Source organism: Methanosarcina vacuolata Z-761 (assembly GCF_000969905.1).
Lineage (GTDB): Archaea > Halobacteriota > Methanosarcinia > Methanosarcinales > Methanosarcinaceae > Methanosarcina > Methanosarcina vacuolata.
On sequence record NZ_CP009520.1, the window covers coordinates 2,157,364 to 2,172,631 of the forward strand.

The 15,268-nt window shown below is 42.9% G+C and carries 15 protein-coding genes; 6 read left to right on the forward strand and 9 right to left on the reverse strand.

Annotation, left to right across the window (positions count from 1 at the left end):
* Positions 1 to 81: 81 nt before the first annotated feature.
* The 6 genes from MSVAZ_RS08995 to MSVAZ_RS09020 form a co-directional block, all read right to left on the reverse strand.
* On the reverse strand, positions 82 to 2,433 hold the full coding sequence (locus MSVAZ_RS08995) for an arylsulfatase (RefSeq protein WP_048120351.1): 2,352 nt from the start codon (positions 2,431 to 2,433) through the stop codon (positions 82 to 84).
* A gap of 150 nt (positions 2,434 to 2,583) precedes the next feature.
* Entirely contained in the window at positions 2,584 to 2,718 is a 135-nt protein-coding gene (locus tag MSVAZ_RS19490; protein WP_082091080.1) for a DUF1269 domain-containing protein, read from the reverse strand.
* A gap of 216 nt (positions 2,719 to 2,934) precedes the next feature.
* Positions 2,935 to 4,035 (reverse strand): mechanosensitive ion channel family protein, encoded by a 1,101-nt coding sequence (locus MSVAZ_RS09005; protein ID WP_048120353.1) that lies wholly within the window; start codon positions 4,033 to 4,035, stop codon positions 2,935 to 2,937.
* 142 nt (positions 4,036 to 4,177) lie between these two features.
* Positions 4,178 to 5,464 (reverse strand): cation:proton antiporter, encoded by a 1,287-nt coding sequence (locus MSVAZ_RS09010; protein WP_048120354.1) that lies wholly within the window; start codon positions 5,462 to 5,464, stop codon positions 4,178 to 4,180.
* A 16-nt stretch (positions 5,465 to 5,480) separates the two neighbouring features.
* Positions 5,481 to 5,678: a sulfatase-like hydrolase/transferase gene (locus tag MSVAZ_RS21205; protein ID WP_232316272.1), complete on the reverse strand. Its 198-nt coding sequence runs from the start codon at positions 5,676 to 5,678 to the stop codon at positions 5,481 to 5,483.
* A gap of 375 nt (positions 5,679 to 6,053) precedes the next feature.
* On the reverse strand, positions 6,054 to 6,560 hold the full coding sequence (locus tag MSVAZ_RS09020) for a DUF1269 domain-containing protein (protein ID WP_048120358.1): 507 nt from the start codon (positions 6,558 to 6,560) through the stop codon (positions 6,054 to 6,056).
* Between the two features lie 552 nt (positions 6,561 to 7,112).
* Here MSVAZ_RS09020 and MSVAZ_RS21210 point away from each other — a divergent pair.
* From MSVAZ_RS21210 to MSVAZ_RS09045, 5 genes are all read left to right on the forward strand, one after another.
* Positions 7,113 to 7,298: a hypothetical protein gene (locus MSVAZ_RS21210; protein WP_232316273.1), complete on the forward strand. Its 186-nt coding sequence runs from the start codon at positions 7,113 to 7,115 to the stop codon at positions 7,296 to 7,298.
* The gene (locus MSVAZ_RS21215) at positions 7,271 to 7,492 is read left to right on the forward strand and encodes a metal-sulfur cluster assembly factor (protein ID WP_052727934.1); all 222 of its coding nucleotides are present in this window, start codon (positions 7,271 to 7,273) and stop codon (positions 7,490 to 7,492) included. Before MSVAZ_RS21210 ends, MSVAZ_RS21215 begins: the two co-directional genes overlap by 28 nt.
* 210 nt (positions 7,493 to 7,702) lie before the next feature.
* The gene (locus tag MSVAZ_RS09035; protein WP_052727935.1) at positions 7,703 to 10,510 is read left to right on the forward strand and encodes a HEAT repeat domain-containing protein; all 2,808 of its coding nucleotides are present in this window, start codon (positions 7,703 to 7,705) and stop codon (positions 10,508 to 10,510) included.
* A 271-nt stretch (positions 10,511 to 10,781) separates the two neighbouring features.
* Positions 10,782 to 11,624 (forward strand): fumarate hydratase, encoded by an 843-nt coding sequence (locus tag MSVAZ_RS09040; RefSeq protein WP_048120362.1) that lies wholly within the window; start codon positions 10,782 to 10,784, stop codon positions 11,622 to 11,624.
* On the forward strand, positions 11,624 to 12,196 hold the full coding sequence (locus MSVAZ_RS09045) for a FumA C-terminus/TtdB family hydratase beta subunit (RefSeq protein ID WP_048120364.1): 573 nt from the start codon (positions 11,624 to 11,626) through the stop codon (positions 12,194 to 12,196). Before MSVAZ_RS09040 ends, MSVAZ_RS09045 begins: the two co-directional genes overlap by 1 nt.
* 280 nt (positions 12,197 to 12,476) lie before the next feature.
* Here the strand turns inward: MSVAZ_RS09045 and MSVAZ_RS09050 are convergent, their stop codons facing one another.
* Together MSVAZ_RS09050 and MSVAZ_RS09055 are read right to left on the reverse strand one after the other, a co-directional pair.
* Positions 12,477 to 12,752 carry an ArsR family transcriptional regulator gene (locus MSVAZ_RS09050; protein WP_232316274.1) on the reverse strand — a complete coding sequence of 92 codons (276 nt, stop codon included), beginning with the start codon at positions 12,750 to 12,752 and terminating at the stop codon, positions 12,477 to 12,479.
* A 249-nt stretch (positions 12,753 to 13,001) separates the two neighbouring features.
* Positions 13,002 to 14,567: an MFS transporter gene (locus MSVAZ_RS09055; protein WP_048123839.1), complete on the reverse strand. Its 1,566-nt coding sequence runs from the start codon at positions 14,565 to 14,567 to the stop codon at positions 13,002 to 13,004.
* Between MSVAZ_RS09055 and MSVAZ_RS21220 the strand changes: the two genes are divergently transcribed.
* On the forward strand, positions 14,512 to 14,730 hold the full coding sequence (locus MSVAZ_RS21220) for a hypothetical protein (RefSeq protein WP_232316316.1): 219 nt from the start codon (positions 14,512 to 14,514) through the stop codon (positions 14,728 to 14,730). The genes MSVAZ_RS09055 and MSVAZ_RS21220 overlap by 56 nt on opposite strands.
* Before the next feature lie 137 nt (positions 14,731 to 14,867).
* Here the strand turns inward: MSVAZ_RS21220 and MSVAZ_RS09060 are convergent, their stop codons facing one another.
* Positions 14,868 to 15,248 (reverse strand): hypothetical protein, encoded by a 381-nt coding sequence (locus MSVAZ_RS09060; protein ID WP_048120366.1) that lies wholly within the window; start codon positions 15,246 to 15,248, stop codon positions 14,868 to 14,870.
* Positions 15,249 to 15,268 lie beyond the last annotated feature (20 nt).

Sequence of the window (15,268 nt, forward strand, 5' to 3'; positions counted from 1 at the left end):
CAATCTATTCTATAAACACTTTATATCATAGCCTACAGATCTCAGATGTAAAGGATACTGAATCTGCCAGACTGTATCGCTTTATTGCCGGGCCATGACCATACGCGCTTCAGCTTCCTTATCCTCGATCAACTGGCCGCTTACATCCACGGTCACGCTATATATCTTGCCGGTAAACTCAAAAGGCGGCTGGTATTCAGGCACAACTGGCGCTCCATGAGCTGCGCCGCAGCTTAACCCGGTTATCCCCCATGAAAGCGGAGTCGTCACAGGTACATCAATTTTGCCGACCAGCTTTTTATCTATATAGAGTTGAGCTATTCCCGGTGCACCCTTGCCGTTAGCAGGATCTGGCTTACCTGTCACCTCGAACTCGAAACCGAGTTGATGTCGCCCTTCAGGAATATTCTCACCGGACTCTACATGATAGAAGGCCTTGGTCACGTAATTGTGTACCCAGTGCAGCTTTCCGCCTTTTACATAGAATATATAGCCAGCCTCAATATCACCCTGGGAGATCAAGACCCCTTCAGCACCTCCTGCAGGGATTTCGACGTCAGCTATGATACTATGCGGGCGGTTGAGGACCCGGACTGCTGCGTTTGCGGGAATCGGCTGAGTTCCGGGATAATAAACGTAGCTGGGCCTATCGGCTGTAATCTGCGGCCGTTCATCGGCAAAGCGCATGACTCCTCGAGAATCTATGGGTAGCACATTATATTTTCCGGCTTCTGCATACCAGGCGGAAATCATCGCTATCAGTCTGGGTCGATTATCTGCAGCCACATTATAGTTCTCTGCCCAATCCTTCTCGACGTGATAAAGCTCCCAGCCTTTTGCATCAAGCTCGGTCAGCACATCTGCCGTAATCGGTGCCCCGAAGAATTTTCCTGATTCTGTGAACGAAGGACCAGGCCATGGACATACGGCACGCCAGCCTTCGTGATACAGGGAGCGGTGCCCCATCATCTCGAAATACTGGGTGTGGTGCCTGGTAGGTGCACTGGCATTGTCCAGAGTATGTGCAAAACTTACGCCTTCAATAGGTGATTGGGTTACACCTTTGATAACCATCGGAGGTTCAATTCCAAGGCAGTCCAGAACCGTAGGAACCATATCGATAATGTGGGCATACTGAGTTCTGATTTCACCTCTGTCTTTTATTCCTTTGGGCCAGTGGACTATAAATGGGTCGCTGATACCGCCACGGTAGGTTTCACGTTTCCAGCGGCGGAAGGGTGTGTTTCCAGCAAAGGTCCAGCCCCAGGCATAATGGTTGAAAGTCTCGGGGCCCCCGAGTTTATCCAGAGCTGCGAGATTCTCCTCCACAGACTCAGACACATTATTGAAAAATCTCATCTCGTTAGTCGATCCCGTAGGCCCGCCTTCTGAGCTTGCTCCGTTATCGGAAATCACCATAATCAACGTGTTTTCAAATTCGCCAATATCTTTGAGGAACTGTAACAACCTGCCAATGTGGTAGTCGGTATGTTCCAGGAACCCGGCAAAGACCTCCATCATACGGGCATATACTTTCTTCTCCTCAGGAGAGCACTGGTCCCAGGGCTTGACATCCGGATCATGGCGAGATAGCTCTGTTTCTTTTGGGGAGATGCCCAGCTCCTTCTGCCGGGCTAATGTCTTCTCCCGGTAAACGTCCCAACCTTCATCGAACTTGCCTTTGTATTTGTCTGCCCATTCTTTAGGAACGTGATGAGGGGCATGCATAGCTCCCGGGCAGAAGTACATGAAAAAGGGTTTGCTGGGTGCTATCTGTTTGGAGTCGGCAATGAACTGGATAGCCCTGTCCACTATGTCTTCATTCAGGGTGTACCCTTCTTCGGGAGTTTTTGGAGGGGCTACTGAGTGATTGTCATAGACCAGCTCAGGGTAATACTGGTGTGTATCTCCTCCTAAAAAACCATAGAAACGCTCAAAACCCCGTCCCAGAGGCCAGCGTTCATAAGGTCCGGCTGCCGAAGTCTGTTCTGCAGGTGTCAGGTGCCATTTGCCTATCGCATAGGTGTTGTAACCATGCTGCTGCAGTATCTCTGACAGAAAGCCGTTCTCAAAAGGTACATTGCCGCTATAGCCCGGATAGCCGGTTGAGCCTTCAGTGATGCAGGCCATATTATTCGAATGATGGTTTCGGCCGGTAATTATACACGAGCGGCTGGGAGAGCACAGTGCGGTAGTATGCATATTGTTATACCTGAGTCCTCCCGCAGCCAGGCTATCAAAGTTAGGTGTCTGGATAGGGCTGCCATAGCACCCAAGTTGTCCAAATCCTGTGTCGTCCAGCACAATGAAAAGTACATTTGGAGCTCCCTCTTTGGCGCGCAATGGTTCCGGCCAGGCTGGTTCAGACTGGTCAAACGTGCGCCCGACAACTCCTGGAAAAGTGGTTCCTGATTTGTATTCTTTAAGCGGCATTTATCCCCCGATCTATTTTGGATTACCTATAAAATTTATAAAAATAAGGGTGTGGAGAGGAACTGAATTTACCCTGTACTCCCACTCATTTTCGTTTTGAATTTTTTTCTTGACTTAAATAAAAGACAGATTTGTAGCAATGATTTCAAACTAGAACTGTTTCATGGAATCTTCTACTCTATCTCCTATGGCATCGCTAGTCATCAAAAAGAGAGCTGAAGCGCCTTCAATTACTTCGCTGCATACTGACTTTATGAAATTCTCACTGATGCCTGCATGAGTCATGGAACCTGCAATACAGGCTAATTTTTACACTGTCAACCCTCCCCAATAGAACCTCCGATATCTCCCCAGGCTCGGTGTTCAATAAATCACTTTATATAATTATTCTTTTATATATATTATTTTATGCATGTTGACTAATTTTATCGGGTCTGCTGAGGAGGATTATTCTATAAAATTAAAGATGTTCTCTTCTTTCTGCTAATCTTATTTCCTTTTTTAATCCTCGTTTCTTTTGGAAATTGTTAACACATTTTCCTTGTCAGCAAAATGAATAATGACATCAGAAGAAGGCATCGCTATATTTGCATTTATCAGAGCTTTATAAATTGTCGTATTTAATCGATCCTCTGAAACTCTTGTCTCCACGTAATCCTCTATCCAGCATCTGGCTTTGAGCTTCATTCCTGACCCTGTAAACTCGAGTAAGAGGACCTGTATGGGATTTTCATGCATGATCCAGTCTTCGTGCTTCATAGCTTCAATAATCAGGTTTCGTACGTACTCTATATCCGGGCCATAGGATACAACTACATCTATCTCGACGCGGTATATTTTATCGGGTATGGAATAATTAGTGATCAAATCCATTCCGATTACAGAATTGGGGATTATTACAAGCCTATTGTCTCTTGTAAGAATACGCGTTGACCTCCACCCAATCTCTACCACATCTCCCCACGTATCGAGTTTTTCGATCCGAATACGGTCTCCGATTCTGAAGGGGCGGTCAATTAAAAGCACAATCCCGGTAATGATATCAGCAAGGGTTGTCTGGGCTGCAAGTCCAATGATTATTCCACCGAGACCGAGAGCTGTAAGTGATGCAGTAAGTGCAGTACCCGTGATCCCGAAATGTCTCAGGAGTATAACTATAGCTAGAAAACCGAAAACAAGAAGAAATATGTATTGTATGGCGCGAACGATTCGCTGGTCAATTTTTTCCCGATCCCGCAGGGGTACCCTGGATAAGTACCAGTTTGAAGTGATAGATATGAGGCGAATAATTATATAGGCTCCTATACTCCAGTAGAGAAGGAAGAAGAAATCATCCACTAATTTTGAATAGATACCTACAGATTCACTGAACAGCCTTACTGTCGCCTGCATGCCCTGCAGAATAATGTAAAGTAACAGGAGATTTTCCAGAAGGCGAAGAATTCGGTCATCAACCGTTGTTTTTGTCTTTTTGATTGCCGGCCAAAGCAAGCGCTTCAGAACTAATCGGCTTATTATTATGGCTCCTATTGTCAGTACCAGAATAACGGCCAGCCTCAGGAGAATTCTACCAAGCGGCAGTATCTGTTCAATTTCAACCACTCACATTTCTCCCAGTCCCTAATTGTTTATGCTCTGTGACCGGTAATGACCGCTTTTTATTTTCATATTTTGCAGTGCTCCGTGTTAAAATACAGCAGGGCTGCCTTTTTCACACTAATCATTTTCTTTTATACCCAGCTAATCAGGTTTGATGGTCCAGGTTATCGGAGCTTATAGAAGGTTCTCCTCCTTTCTTCCTTTCAGGTGCATCAGTAGGCAGCGCCGCTACTATGCGGGAATACCACTCACTTCCAGGGCCTGCTGTAGCTCCCTGGACAAAAACGCTTAGAAAAACAGTCGTGATCACGGCAAGAATTAGAGTTTCACTTCCCCCAATTCCTCCCGTTTCTTCCATAGCAATCAATAACAGAACAACAGATGCGAGACCTCTGGGCCCAAACCAGCCCAGAAAAAGTACGGTCTTAGTATGCAATTTCATGCCTATCAGGGAGATTGCCACAGGTATCATACGGATAAGCGTAAGGCTCAACACCGCATAGATAAATATCGGCCAGCTGATTAAAAAAATTCTTGCAGCCGCTGTAATTCCGAATATGAAAAAAACTGCAAAACTAAGTATGCTTCCTTCAGCTTCTGTAAGGATGATTTCTTCTTCTGTAGCTTTTATTTTACCTGCAGCCTGAGTAATGAGACCACCTGTAAAAGCGGCAATGAACCCACTACCGCCAATGAAGTCTGCTCCAAGCCAGGAAATGACAGCCAGAGACATAAATCCAATTTTGCGGTAAAGCCCCGTCATCCACCCGACTCTTACAGCTTTGCTCGAAAGCCATCCCCCTGCAAGCCCTATAGCTGCGCCCACAAGCACCCCTATACCTATCTGTTCAAACGCCAGGACGATCAAGGTACCTACTGGCCATTTTAGTGCCTCTCCTCTTGCTAGTATCAGAAAAAAGAGAAAGAATGGAATTGCACCCCCGTCATTGAGTCCACTCTCTACGTTAAGTGCCTGCCTGATTTTTGCAGGTACTTTTGTATTGTTAACTATTGCCTGACCAAGTCCTGCATCGGTAGGAGAAAGCATGGCTCCTATAAGACCTGCTTCTGCAAGTGTTATATCTTTTAAAAGAAAAGCGGCAACAATAGCTCCGAAGGCAATTGTTAGCGGCGTTCCAATTATTAGAAGCCGTCCTGGAAGTTTCTCTTCACTCAATAGTGTTTGCAGCTCAATTTTTGAGGCATCCGAGAATAAAGTCAGGACAAGTGCAAGCTCAGCTACACTAAGAACTGGAGTGCTGCTTGAAGAGAAACTCAAAAGGTCAAGTCCTTCTGGGCTGAGCAGCATTCCTGCTGCCACAAAGATCATAGGGGCTGTAACTACAGTACCTGAGATCCTTCGGGAGACAAGGCCAAAGAGAAAGAGCAGCACTGCAAAGGCTATGACAAAATATTCAATTTCTGATGTCATGAAAATTCCTTTTGTTTCAGGTTATGCCATTATGTTGCGTAGTCGATTGTTTTGGAATCTGCTTCTTGATCCTCCGTTGTACAGGCCATGTTGTTTGAATAGTGATTTCGGCCGATTTGTAAATGAGGCCTCCCGCGGCCAGGCTATCCAGGTTTGGTGTCTGGATAGGGTTGCCATAGCACCCAAATTGTCCAAAGCCTGTGTTGTCCAGCACAACGAACAGTACATTTGAAACACTCTTTTTGGCGTGCAATGCTTCGTTCAGGCTGGTTCAGACTGGACAAACGTGAGCCCGATAATTCCTGGAAAAGTAACTCCTGATTTGTATTCTTTGAGTGGCACCCCCTCTATTAATTTTAAAATTCTGTTGAAGTAATAAAAATAAGGGGAAACTTATTTGGCATGAAAGTTCTTTCAAGTACTTTCATTTCTTTGTGCCTGTGATTAGAAGAATTTCATATTCGTTTTTTGTTTTTCTCCCCAATTCATCTTATATTGAATTATTTTTATTGAATTATTTTTCTTGCTTTGCAATCGATCCCAGAAATATTTACATTCCCGGGAGAGTGGCTTGCTTGTCTATCAAAATTCAGTATGCAGGTGCTGCTTCTTCTTCGGCAAACGCTTCACGAAGTTTCTCTTCCTCTTCCTTAGACAGGTTGGATGCAATTATCTCAAACTTGAACTGTTTCATGGATTCGAAGACCCTATCCTGTACAGCATCACTGGTCATCAAAAAGAGGGCTGAGGTGCCTTCTGTAACTTTGCTGCGGACAGATCGGATAAAATCATCATTAATCCCAACATCCGCCATTGAACCGGTCAGTGCACCCAGTGTAGCTCCGACGACCAGGCCAAATATGGGGACAAAAAAGATCAGGCCAAATAGCATTCCCCAAAAAGCTCCGCTCAATGCACCCACGCCCGATAAATCAGTCAATTGTTTGGTTTTTGGTTTCTTTTTACCTTCAGGCCAGGTGACTATGGCTGCATCATGCAGGTTGATCAGATTCTGCTTGCTCAAATCCTTTACCACATCAAGTGCACGTTCTGCACCGTTAGCTGTGTCAAATTTCAGAACTGTTAAAGTTGCCATTCTCAAGCTCCTTTCTGCTTTTAGATTTCTGCTTTCAGATTTCTGCTTTCAGATTTCTGCTTTCAGATTTATTTCTGGTTATCGTGCCAGCCCGCCAATCAGGATTCTGGAGAAGAGCATCTCAGGTCCACAGTTTCTGGTGAGTATCCAGAGATAATTTATTTTTTCACCCAAAAAACCAGGCATATCAAAAACCAGGCATATGATATTTCCACCTTCAAGCAAACAACTTGCTGAATGGTGACATATGGCTGCCGTTGGTATAATCCAAAAGGAAATTTCGACTCTCCCCCTTATTGAACTGCGATATCCACCCCCAGAATTCACGGCCCCACAATTGCAATTGTATATTTAGATTTTTATGTATATTAGATTATACATATAATTCTATTTTAGTAGGATTTTAGTAGGTTCGCTGTTCTATAGAATCACAAGTCCATTTAAGTGCTAATATTAATTCCTGAAATCATTCTATTCTCTGGAAACCGTTGCCTTATTTTCATTTGAATACCCCGCTAGCTTGCTGCGGCGTGCACCAGCGCAACTTTGATTGTGATAAGCCAGATACTTGACCGGCTGAGCAGGCTAGAAGAAAAGTTCCAGGCACATGAAGAGTTAGCTTCCGGACATGGAGAAATTTCACAAGGAACAGCGCTTAAGGATGGGCAAATTTATTCCCTGCTAAAAGATCTGGTCGACCCAGGGGTAGGATGGATATCGTCAAACTGGGACTGGTAAAGGAAGTAATAGTCGACGGACCAAATGTAGACGTAAACCTTGTATTGACAACAAGCGCCTGCCCCATGATCGAGTACTTTAAGGAACAGATCCGGCGAAAAGTCCTGAGTGCGGAAGGGGTAGAAAAGGTTAATGTCAATATCCTTGATGAGCCCTGGAGCTGGGACCGAACCAAAAAAAAGGTCGTTCATTAAAAGTAAACGTCTGTTAAAAACTGTTTTAACTCACTTTTGGATTTTTTGTTTTCAAGACAAGGAATTAGAGGAAAGTTCATTTGGTAATCCAAAGGATAGACTTGAACTCATGCCTGGATTGAAGCAAAATAATCTATGCTATCTATTTTCGAAAACCAAAAAGGAAAATTTTTAAACACCTACTTAATATGATTTTACGGTGTTTGGCAGTTGGTCGACCAGGAGAAAATTCATAATCAATGTCTAAGCGATGATTCAAAAGAGCGTATACATGCGTTAAAGGAATTAAAGAATTTCTTCTCATTTATACCAGATAAACAACAAGCATGGAATGATTTAATTAAACTGATAAATGATGAAGACAACTGGGTTGTGAGATTTATTGCTTCCGAAGCTCTAGGTTCTGCTTTTTCTCAAATGTCAGATAAACAACAGGCATGGAATGACTTAATTAAACTGACAAATTATGAAGACAGTTATGGGAGTTATGTTGCTAAAGCTCTTGATTCTGTGTATTCTGAAGTGCCAGATAAACAACAGGCATGGAATGACTTAATTAAACTGACAAATGATGAAGACATTAATGTGAGGTTTAGGGCTGCCAAAGCACTTAATTCTGTGTTTTCTGAAGTGCCAGATAAACAACAAGTATGGAATGACTTAATTAAACTGACAAATGATGAAGACATTAATGTGAGATTTAGAGCTGCCAAAGCACTTAATTCTGTGTTTTCTGAAGTGCCAGATAAACAACAGGTATGGAATGACTTAATTAAACTGACAAATGATGAAAACATTAATGTGAGATTTAGAGCTGCCAAAGCACTTAATTCTGTGTTTTCTGAAGTGCCAGATAAACAACAGGTATGGAATGACTTAATTAAACTGATCAATGATGAAGACAGGTATGTAATGCCTAATGCTGTCTCTGCTCTTGGCTCTGCTTTTTCTCAAGTTCCAGATAAACAACAGGCATGGGAAGATTTGGTTAAACTGACAAAAGATAAAGACTATGATGTGAGGTCTAATGCTGCCTCTGCTCTTGGTTCTGCTTTTTTTCAAGTTCCAGATAAACAACAGGCATGGAATGACTTACATAGACTGACCCTAGACAAAGACAGTTATGTGAGGTATAGTGCTGCCTTTGCTCTTGGTTTTTCGTTTTCTCAAGTACCAGATAAACAACAGGCATGGAAAGACTTACATAAACTTACCTCTGATCAAGATAACCTTGTGAGGTTTAATGCTGCTAATGCTCTTGGTTCTGCTTTTTTTCAAGTATCAGATAAACAACAGGCGTGGAGCGACTTACATAGATTGACCTATGATGAAGACCATGATGTAAGATTTAATGCTGCTAATGCTCTTGGTTCTGCGTTTTCTCAAGTGCCAGATAAGCAACAGGCATGGAATATCTTGATTAAACTAATCTCTGATGAATACAGCTCTGTGAGATCTAATGCAGCCTCAGTTCTTGGTTCTTCATTTTCTCAAGTGCCAGATAAACAACAGGCGTGGAATGATTTACATAACCTGACCATAGACAAAGACAGATCTGTGAGGTTTAATGCTGCTAATGCTCTTGGTTCTGCTTTTTCTCAAATGCCGGATAAGCAACAGGCGTGGAATGACTTACATAACCTGACTAATGATGAAGACAGGTATGTAAGGTATCATGCTGCCTCTGCTCTTGGTTCTGCTTTTTCTCAAGTGCCAGATAAACAACAGGCATGGAATGACCTACATAGACTAACCAAAGATGAAGATAGTAGTGTGAGGAGAGATGCTGCCTCTGCTCTTGGTTCTGCGTTTTCCCAAATGCCAGATAAACAACAGGCATGGAATGATTTACATAGACTGACCAATGATGAAGACAGGTCTGTGAGATCCTCCTCAAATCATTCTCTTGGAAGAGTTTCAATATTTATGGCTTCTAAGGCGGCAACAGATGAAGATTACAAAAAAGAATTAGAAAAGGCAATAGAATTTTTCGAAATCGCAGCAAAGGAAGCAGTTGGCTTTAATCCAGCTCAGTTTTGTCTCCCTTTTTATCGCTCATTCCATACAATAATTTTCAAAAAACAAGAAGCCAGAGAAGAAGTAAACAAATATCTGAAAGAAGCTAAATCTGCAATTAAAGGATCAGAGAGCAAAAAACAGCTTTTTGAAGCTGTTGAAAACCTCGCAGAAGCATTAAAAGAAGTTCAGAGTATGGGAACTATAGATTTGCCTAGGATGAAAAGTGAGATTAATTTCTATAGGAAATACTGCGAGCATGCTGCGGAAATAATGAAATGCACTGATGAAAAAGCACCGTTTGCGACAGAAGTTCTGAGAAAAGGGCTACCCATTTTAGATAGAAATCTAAAAGAGCTTATTGAAGAGATCAAGGAAAAAGCAGAAGCTGCATGTCAGTTATCTCAAGGAACTGCTAACAAAGAAATTGCATGCACGGTTAACAAAGAAATCCAAAAATGGGAAATCGGCAGTCCGGAAGAAATGAGTTGGTATGTAAACAATCTTGTTACAGTTCTTAAATCAAAAATTCCTCACAATACTGAAAACAAAGAAATTCTTGATATGATTGAGTACATGAAGTTTGAGAAAGACCTTACAAATCAATATAGAACTCTATCTACTGTTATTGGATTAATACCTACAGTTAACGTGGTTGAAGTAGAGCCTGTCGTTGGAAATATTAGCAAAGGATTTCAAGAATTAGGAACAAAAGTAGATGGTCTTTCTCAAGAAATGAATGAGATAAGGATTAGCTTAAGCCCTGGCATAACGCAAGAAATTGAAATTTCTTCAGGAATTGAAATTGCAGGAACAGGTGCAGCGCTAATAACAACGATTCCTTTGCAAGAAATTTCTTACGCTGAAATTAAAGAAGACTTGCAAAGGATAAAAGGAGAACATATTAGCAAATTGTCTGAGCTCCCAAAAAGATTAGCTAACAAAATTAAAGGTTATTTATTACTGAAAGACAGAGAAGATATTGTTGAGCAGTTAACTTGAAGTGGGTTATTTTTAGTGATCAGTCAACAATATATCTATTGCCTGTTTTACTCACTTCATACCTGAACATAAAAACGGCTTTAATCTACCACTTTCTACCAGACAACTGCACAATTCCAGAATATGGGCCGCTCGATATTTAAACATTAAAAACAAAAAAGCGCCCAGAAATTTATCTCATAAAGCGCTCACTGTGTATCCTGTGCAGGATATATATTCATGCCTTCCCTTTGTTCTAAAGAATTCATTTCTCCTATACAATGGTGATCTTTTGTCTACAAAAATTAGCCGTGAAAGTTTTATTCGGTCTATTGCAGACCTATTAAGAAAAACGGAAACCGAACTTCCTGATGATGTGGTAAACGCAATCAGGAACGCTGAGGCCGCAGAAGAAAATAAGGTTGCAAAATTTCAGCTTCGGGCAATCCTGAAGAACCTTGAAATTGCAAAAAAACACAGAGTCCCCATGTGCCAGGACACAGGCATCATGATCTTTTTTGCGGAAATCGGGAGCGAATTTCATCCAGGTTTTGACCTTGAGGCTGCAATCAGGGAAGCAGTGGTCCTTGCAACAGCCGAAATTCCTCTCCGGCCGAACGCAGTCGATCCCCTGACCCGAAAGAACAGCGGAAATAATACAGGAGTTGGAATTCCGGATATTCACTGGAAAATCGTTCCCGGAAGCCAGTTAAAGATCACAGCAGCCCCTAAAGGCGCAGGTTCGGAAAATATGAGTTCGCTGCATATGTTTAACCCTACAGAAACCGGAAGCATCAAAAACTTCGTGCTAGAAACCATAGTGAACGCCGGAGGAATGCCCTGCCCTCCACTGACCATAGGAATCGGTATTGGAGGTTCTTTTGATGCGGCAGCCAGGCTTGCAAAAGAATCCCTTCTTGAGCCTCTTGACGCCCCGATGGAAGGACTGGAAAGAGAAATTTTTGAGTCTGTAAATGCCCTTGGGATAGGCTGTATGGGGCTTGGCGGCAGCACAACTGCCCTTGCAGTGCGCGTGAAAACTGCTCACTGCCACACTGCGTCCCTTCCGGTTGCAGTAAATATCCAGTGCTGGGCGAATCGACATGCTTCGGTTATGTTTGGGGGGGATGAGTAATGGAATATCACCTGAAAACTCCGCTGAAGAAAGAAGATATCGAGAAACTCAATGCCGGAGATATTGTCTATATCTCAGGGGAAATCCTGACAGCCAGGGACGAAGCTCATGCCAGAATTCTTGAAATGGGAGAAAAGAAAGAAGCTCTTCCTTTTTCCCTGGAAGGTGCTGTAATCTACCACTGCGGCCCTCTGATACAGCAAACCGAAAACGGCTGGAAAGTAGTATCTGCCGGCCCTACAACCAGCGGCAGGATGTCAAAAATGACTCCTCCTCTCCTGAAAGCCCATAACGTCCGGGCAATCATTGGAAAAGGCGGGATGAAAGGCGTAGCTGATGCCTTGAAGAATGGGTCTGTCTATCTTGCTTATACAGGCGGATGTGCAGCTCTTGCGGCAGAGTTAATTAAGGAAGTAAAAGCCGTCCACTGGCTTGACCTTGGAATGCCTGAAGCTGTCTGGGTGCTCAGAGTGGAAGAATTCGGGCCGCTTATTGTAGGGATTGATATAAAAGGAAAGGATATTTTTGCCGAGGTAAGGGAAAAAGCTCAAAAACAGCTTGAAAAGCAATGATAAATTTTTAAAAAGCTTGAAAACCAAAACTAAATTTTTAAAAGGTTTGAAAAACAAAGATAAATTCTTAAAAAGCTTGAAAATCAGGGATAAGGCCAGTATTTCTTCATTAGCTGGCAGCAGAGATTGAGGGTTACAGGAAGATGTCGTCCGGGTCTTTACCTTAATCTCGAATAGGCTGCCGGTAGCTAATTCGGAAAAAGGTTTTTGAATAGGCTGCCGGATTAGCAGGTTCAGGAAGAAGGGTTTGCAGATTTTTGAAGATATCTCAAAGCCCTGCTTACTTGTAATTGTTTTCAAGCTGTCTGAAGGCTTTTACAAGAGATTCCATTTTTCTAACAATGATTTTCCCGAGAAGGGAAAGCTCATATATCTTTTCCTCCTGAATCACGAGCCCTTTTTCCTTCAGTTTTTTAAGCTGGGGCAGGATCGCGACTGAGTTCGTATCAAGCTCATTATTGATCTCTTCAATGGTTCGAGGCTTTTCTTTGAGGAGGAGAAGCAGGTCAGTCCTTTTTTCGGAGGACAAAAGAATTGTGATCAGGTTAGATCTCATCACCTTTACTTTATAAAAGATAAATATATATTTTTTCATCCTTAAATTTAAATTCCTTAATAAATTAGTTCAAGGATTTTGCTTAGTAGAAAAGTCCTGTTTTTCAAATAACATTACCAGAAAATAGATAGACGTGTTTACTCTCAATAAAATGGATAAAATAGAAAAAGCATATTCATCCTGCAATATATTTCAAAAAATTCATCCAACCTTAAATCTTCTCATATTCTTTCGAGCTATTGACCATTTTTATATCTTAGTTTGCGGAGGAACCAAAATTTCAGGTGGCAGAAAGATTGAGACAATTATACCAAGTATCGCAAAAACCCCCAGTCCCCAGAGGGAAGCTTTTATCCCGTGGATGCGGACGATTTCGTTTACTCTCAAGACCTTCTGTGAAAGGTCAGGAGGAGCATCTTTCAGGATAGCTGTCAGTTCTTCATTGCTCAAAAAGCGGGCGTGATCCTCTACTGCCGATATCACGGAAGGCTTGAGCTCCTCTGGAATAGCGGTACTGTCATTAATGAGGTTAGTGGCTCCTCCTACCAGGCCCACAATAACTATGGAACCCATCAGGGCAGTTCCAATAGCCATGCCCAAATTCTGGGAAGTGCTCATAAGAGCAGCTGTCTCGCTTGTTCTTTCAGAAACTACCTGAGAGAGGACGAGGTTCATTATCTGCGATGCTATAACTCCTGCGCCTATGCCTATTAAGGCAAAACCGGTCAGCAGGGCAAACCCTTTGACCTCCACATTAATGGTTGCAATAGCCAGTAACAGCCCTGCTATAAGTACGAGTAGCCCTACCTGAATAATGCGCTTTGGGGCTATGCGGGAAGATAACCGAGATGCTGTGAGCGAAGCAATTAAAAGTGGCATGGAAAGGGGAAGGTAGAGAAAGCCTGTCTGCATAGCATTGAGGCCCAGGGCTATCTGGAGGAAAAGAGCCATGCTGAACAGGAAACCTCCTATAAGAACGGTCTGAACCATCTGTACAAAAATACCTGAAGTGACCCTGCGGTCCCTGAGCACGTCAAGTCTTACGAGTGGCATTCTACCCAGATTAATGACATGAAGTTCCCATAGGGCAAAACCCACCAGGATAATGCCTGCTGCAATAAATACAGGGGTAGGAGAAAGGCCGAATGGAGAAATTTCAATTCCTCCTATTGAGAAGGGATGACGCGCCTCCCACCAGCCATAGGTCCCTGCCAGTAATATCCCAAAGACAATAAGCCCCATTCCCAGCGCAGAAATTATAGAGCCGACTATATCCAGCCTGGGTTTTTCTTCAGTCTCAAGGGGTGCATCCAGAATATACCGGCTTAACAGTAAGATTATGAGCACGATAACTACTTCCCCGCCAAAGGCAAGCCTCCAGGTGTACTCAGTTGTCAGCCAGCCTCCTATAATGGGCCCGAGTGCAATCGCGCTTGCAACGATTCCCCCTAATATGCCGTAAGCAAGTGCACGGTCCTTTCCGCTGTAGTTTGAGGTCACAAGCGTCTGAATGGCAGGCATTACAAGGGTAGCTCCTAGCCCTTCAAGGATTGACCAGCCTATAAACAGCACGGCCATTGTCGGGCTGATTGCAGTCAGGAAAGAACCGGTACCGTAGATGATCAGTCCTGTCCTCAATGCCCTTTTTCGGCCAATAATATCTCCAAGCTTTCCTCCGGTGATCATAAGTGATGCCATTACAAGAGAATAGAGTGTAATGGCAGCCTGGACAGTGGCAACGTTAGTGTCAGAATCTTTGATGAGTGTAGAAATAGAAACATTCATTATCGTCGTATCAATAACAAGCACAAACATTGCAAGCACGAGAGCAGCAAGTACAGTCTTTCTTTCTATGTCAACGCCTCCTGTAGTAAAATATAAAGGCGTAATCTCTGCGGGAAGAAGCTTACCTCATTCTGTTTATCTACAGAAAGAAGCTTACTTCATTCTGTTTATCCACAGGAAGAAGCTCACATAATTATGTTTATCTGCAAGAAGAAGCTCACATAATTATGTTTACAGCCAGTAGACCCAGAAATTAAAGAAGAAGCAGGAAGGCATAAACTTTTTTCATTACTTAAGAACCGTAATCTATGCCACCTGCATCTTCGCTCGTTAACCCATTCTGAATGCTTCCCTTACACCCGGCAGCATGATATAGATGAGAATTAGGGTATTCGCGAGAACTGATAAATTCACATCATACCATGAACCTCCTGTAACCAGTAGCACAAAATCAATACACAGGTTGAATATCGTAATAATAGCCAGAAACATCCAGGCTTGCTGGTCCACCTGCCAGAGCATCTGAGCCAGCCACACCCATATGTAGGCGAGCAGGCCATAAAGCAGTGCATACCATAGACTGAAAACACGGCCCTCGATTACCCCTAAAAAAGGCAAAAAGCCGAGAAACCGAAGCATTACAATAGCGTTTAAAAACGCCAGAACAACAGCTACAAAAGTCAGTATTGTGACACCAATAGGTCTTTCCATACTCAAATCTCCCCTGTGCT

What these genes read in the sequence shown, in the direction of transcription:
- MSVAZ_RS21215 (WP_052727934.1), top strand. Translation starts at nt 7,271, where the DNA reads ATGGATATCGTCAAACTGGGACTGGTAAAGGAAGTAATAGTCGACGGA.
- MSVAZ_RS09055 (WP_048123839.1), bottom strand. Translation starts at nt 14,567, where the DNA reads ATGTTTGTGCTTGTTATTGATACGACGATAATGAATGTTTCTATTTCT.
- MSVAZ_RS09020 (WP_048120358.1), bottom strand. Translation starts at nt 6,560, where the DNA reads ATGGCAACTTTAACAGTTCTGAAATTTGACACAGCTAACGGTGCAGAA.
- MSVAZ_RS09010 (WP_048120354.1), bottom strand. Translation starts at nt 5,464, where the DNA reads ATGACATCAGAAATTGAATATTTTGTCATAGCCTTTGCAGTGCTGCTC.
- MSVAZ_RS09050 (WP_232316274.1), bottom strand. Translation starts at nt 12,752, where the DNA reads ATGAGATCTAACCTGATCACAATTCTTTTGTCCTCCGAAAAAAGGACT.
- MSVAZ_RS09060 (WP_048120366.1), bottom strand. Translation starts at nt 15,248, where the DNA reads ATGGAAAGACCTATTGGTGTCACAATACTGACTTTTGTAGCTGTTGTT.
- MSVAZ_RS19490 (WP_082091080.1), bottom strand. Translation starts at nt 2,718, where the DNA reads ATGACTCATGCAGGCATCAGTGAGAATTTCATAAAGTCAGTATGCAGC.
- MSVAZ_RS08995 (WP_048120351.1), bottom strand. Translation starts at nt 2,433, where the DNA reads ATGCCGCTTAAAGAATACAAATCAGGAACCACTTTTCCAGGAGTTGTC.
- MSVAZ_RS09045 (WP_048120364.1), top strand. Translation starts at nt 11,624, where the DNA reads ATGGAATATCACCTGAAAACTCCGCTGAAGAAAGAAGATATCGAGAAA.
- MSVAZ_RS21220 (WP_232316316.1), top strand. Translation starts at nt 14,512, where the DNA reads ATGAGTGTAGAAATAGAAACATTCATTATCGTCGTATCAATAACAAGC.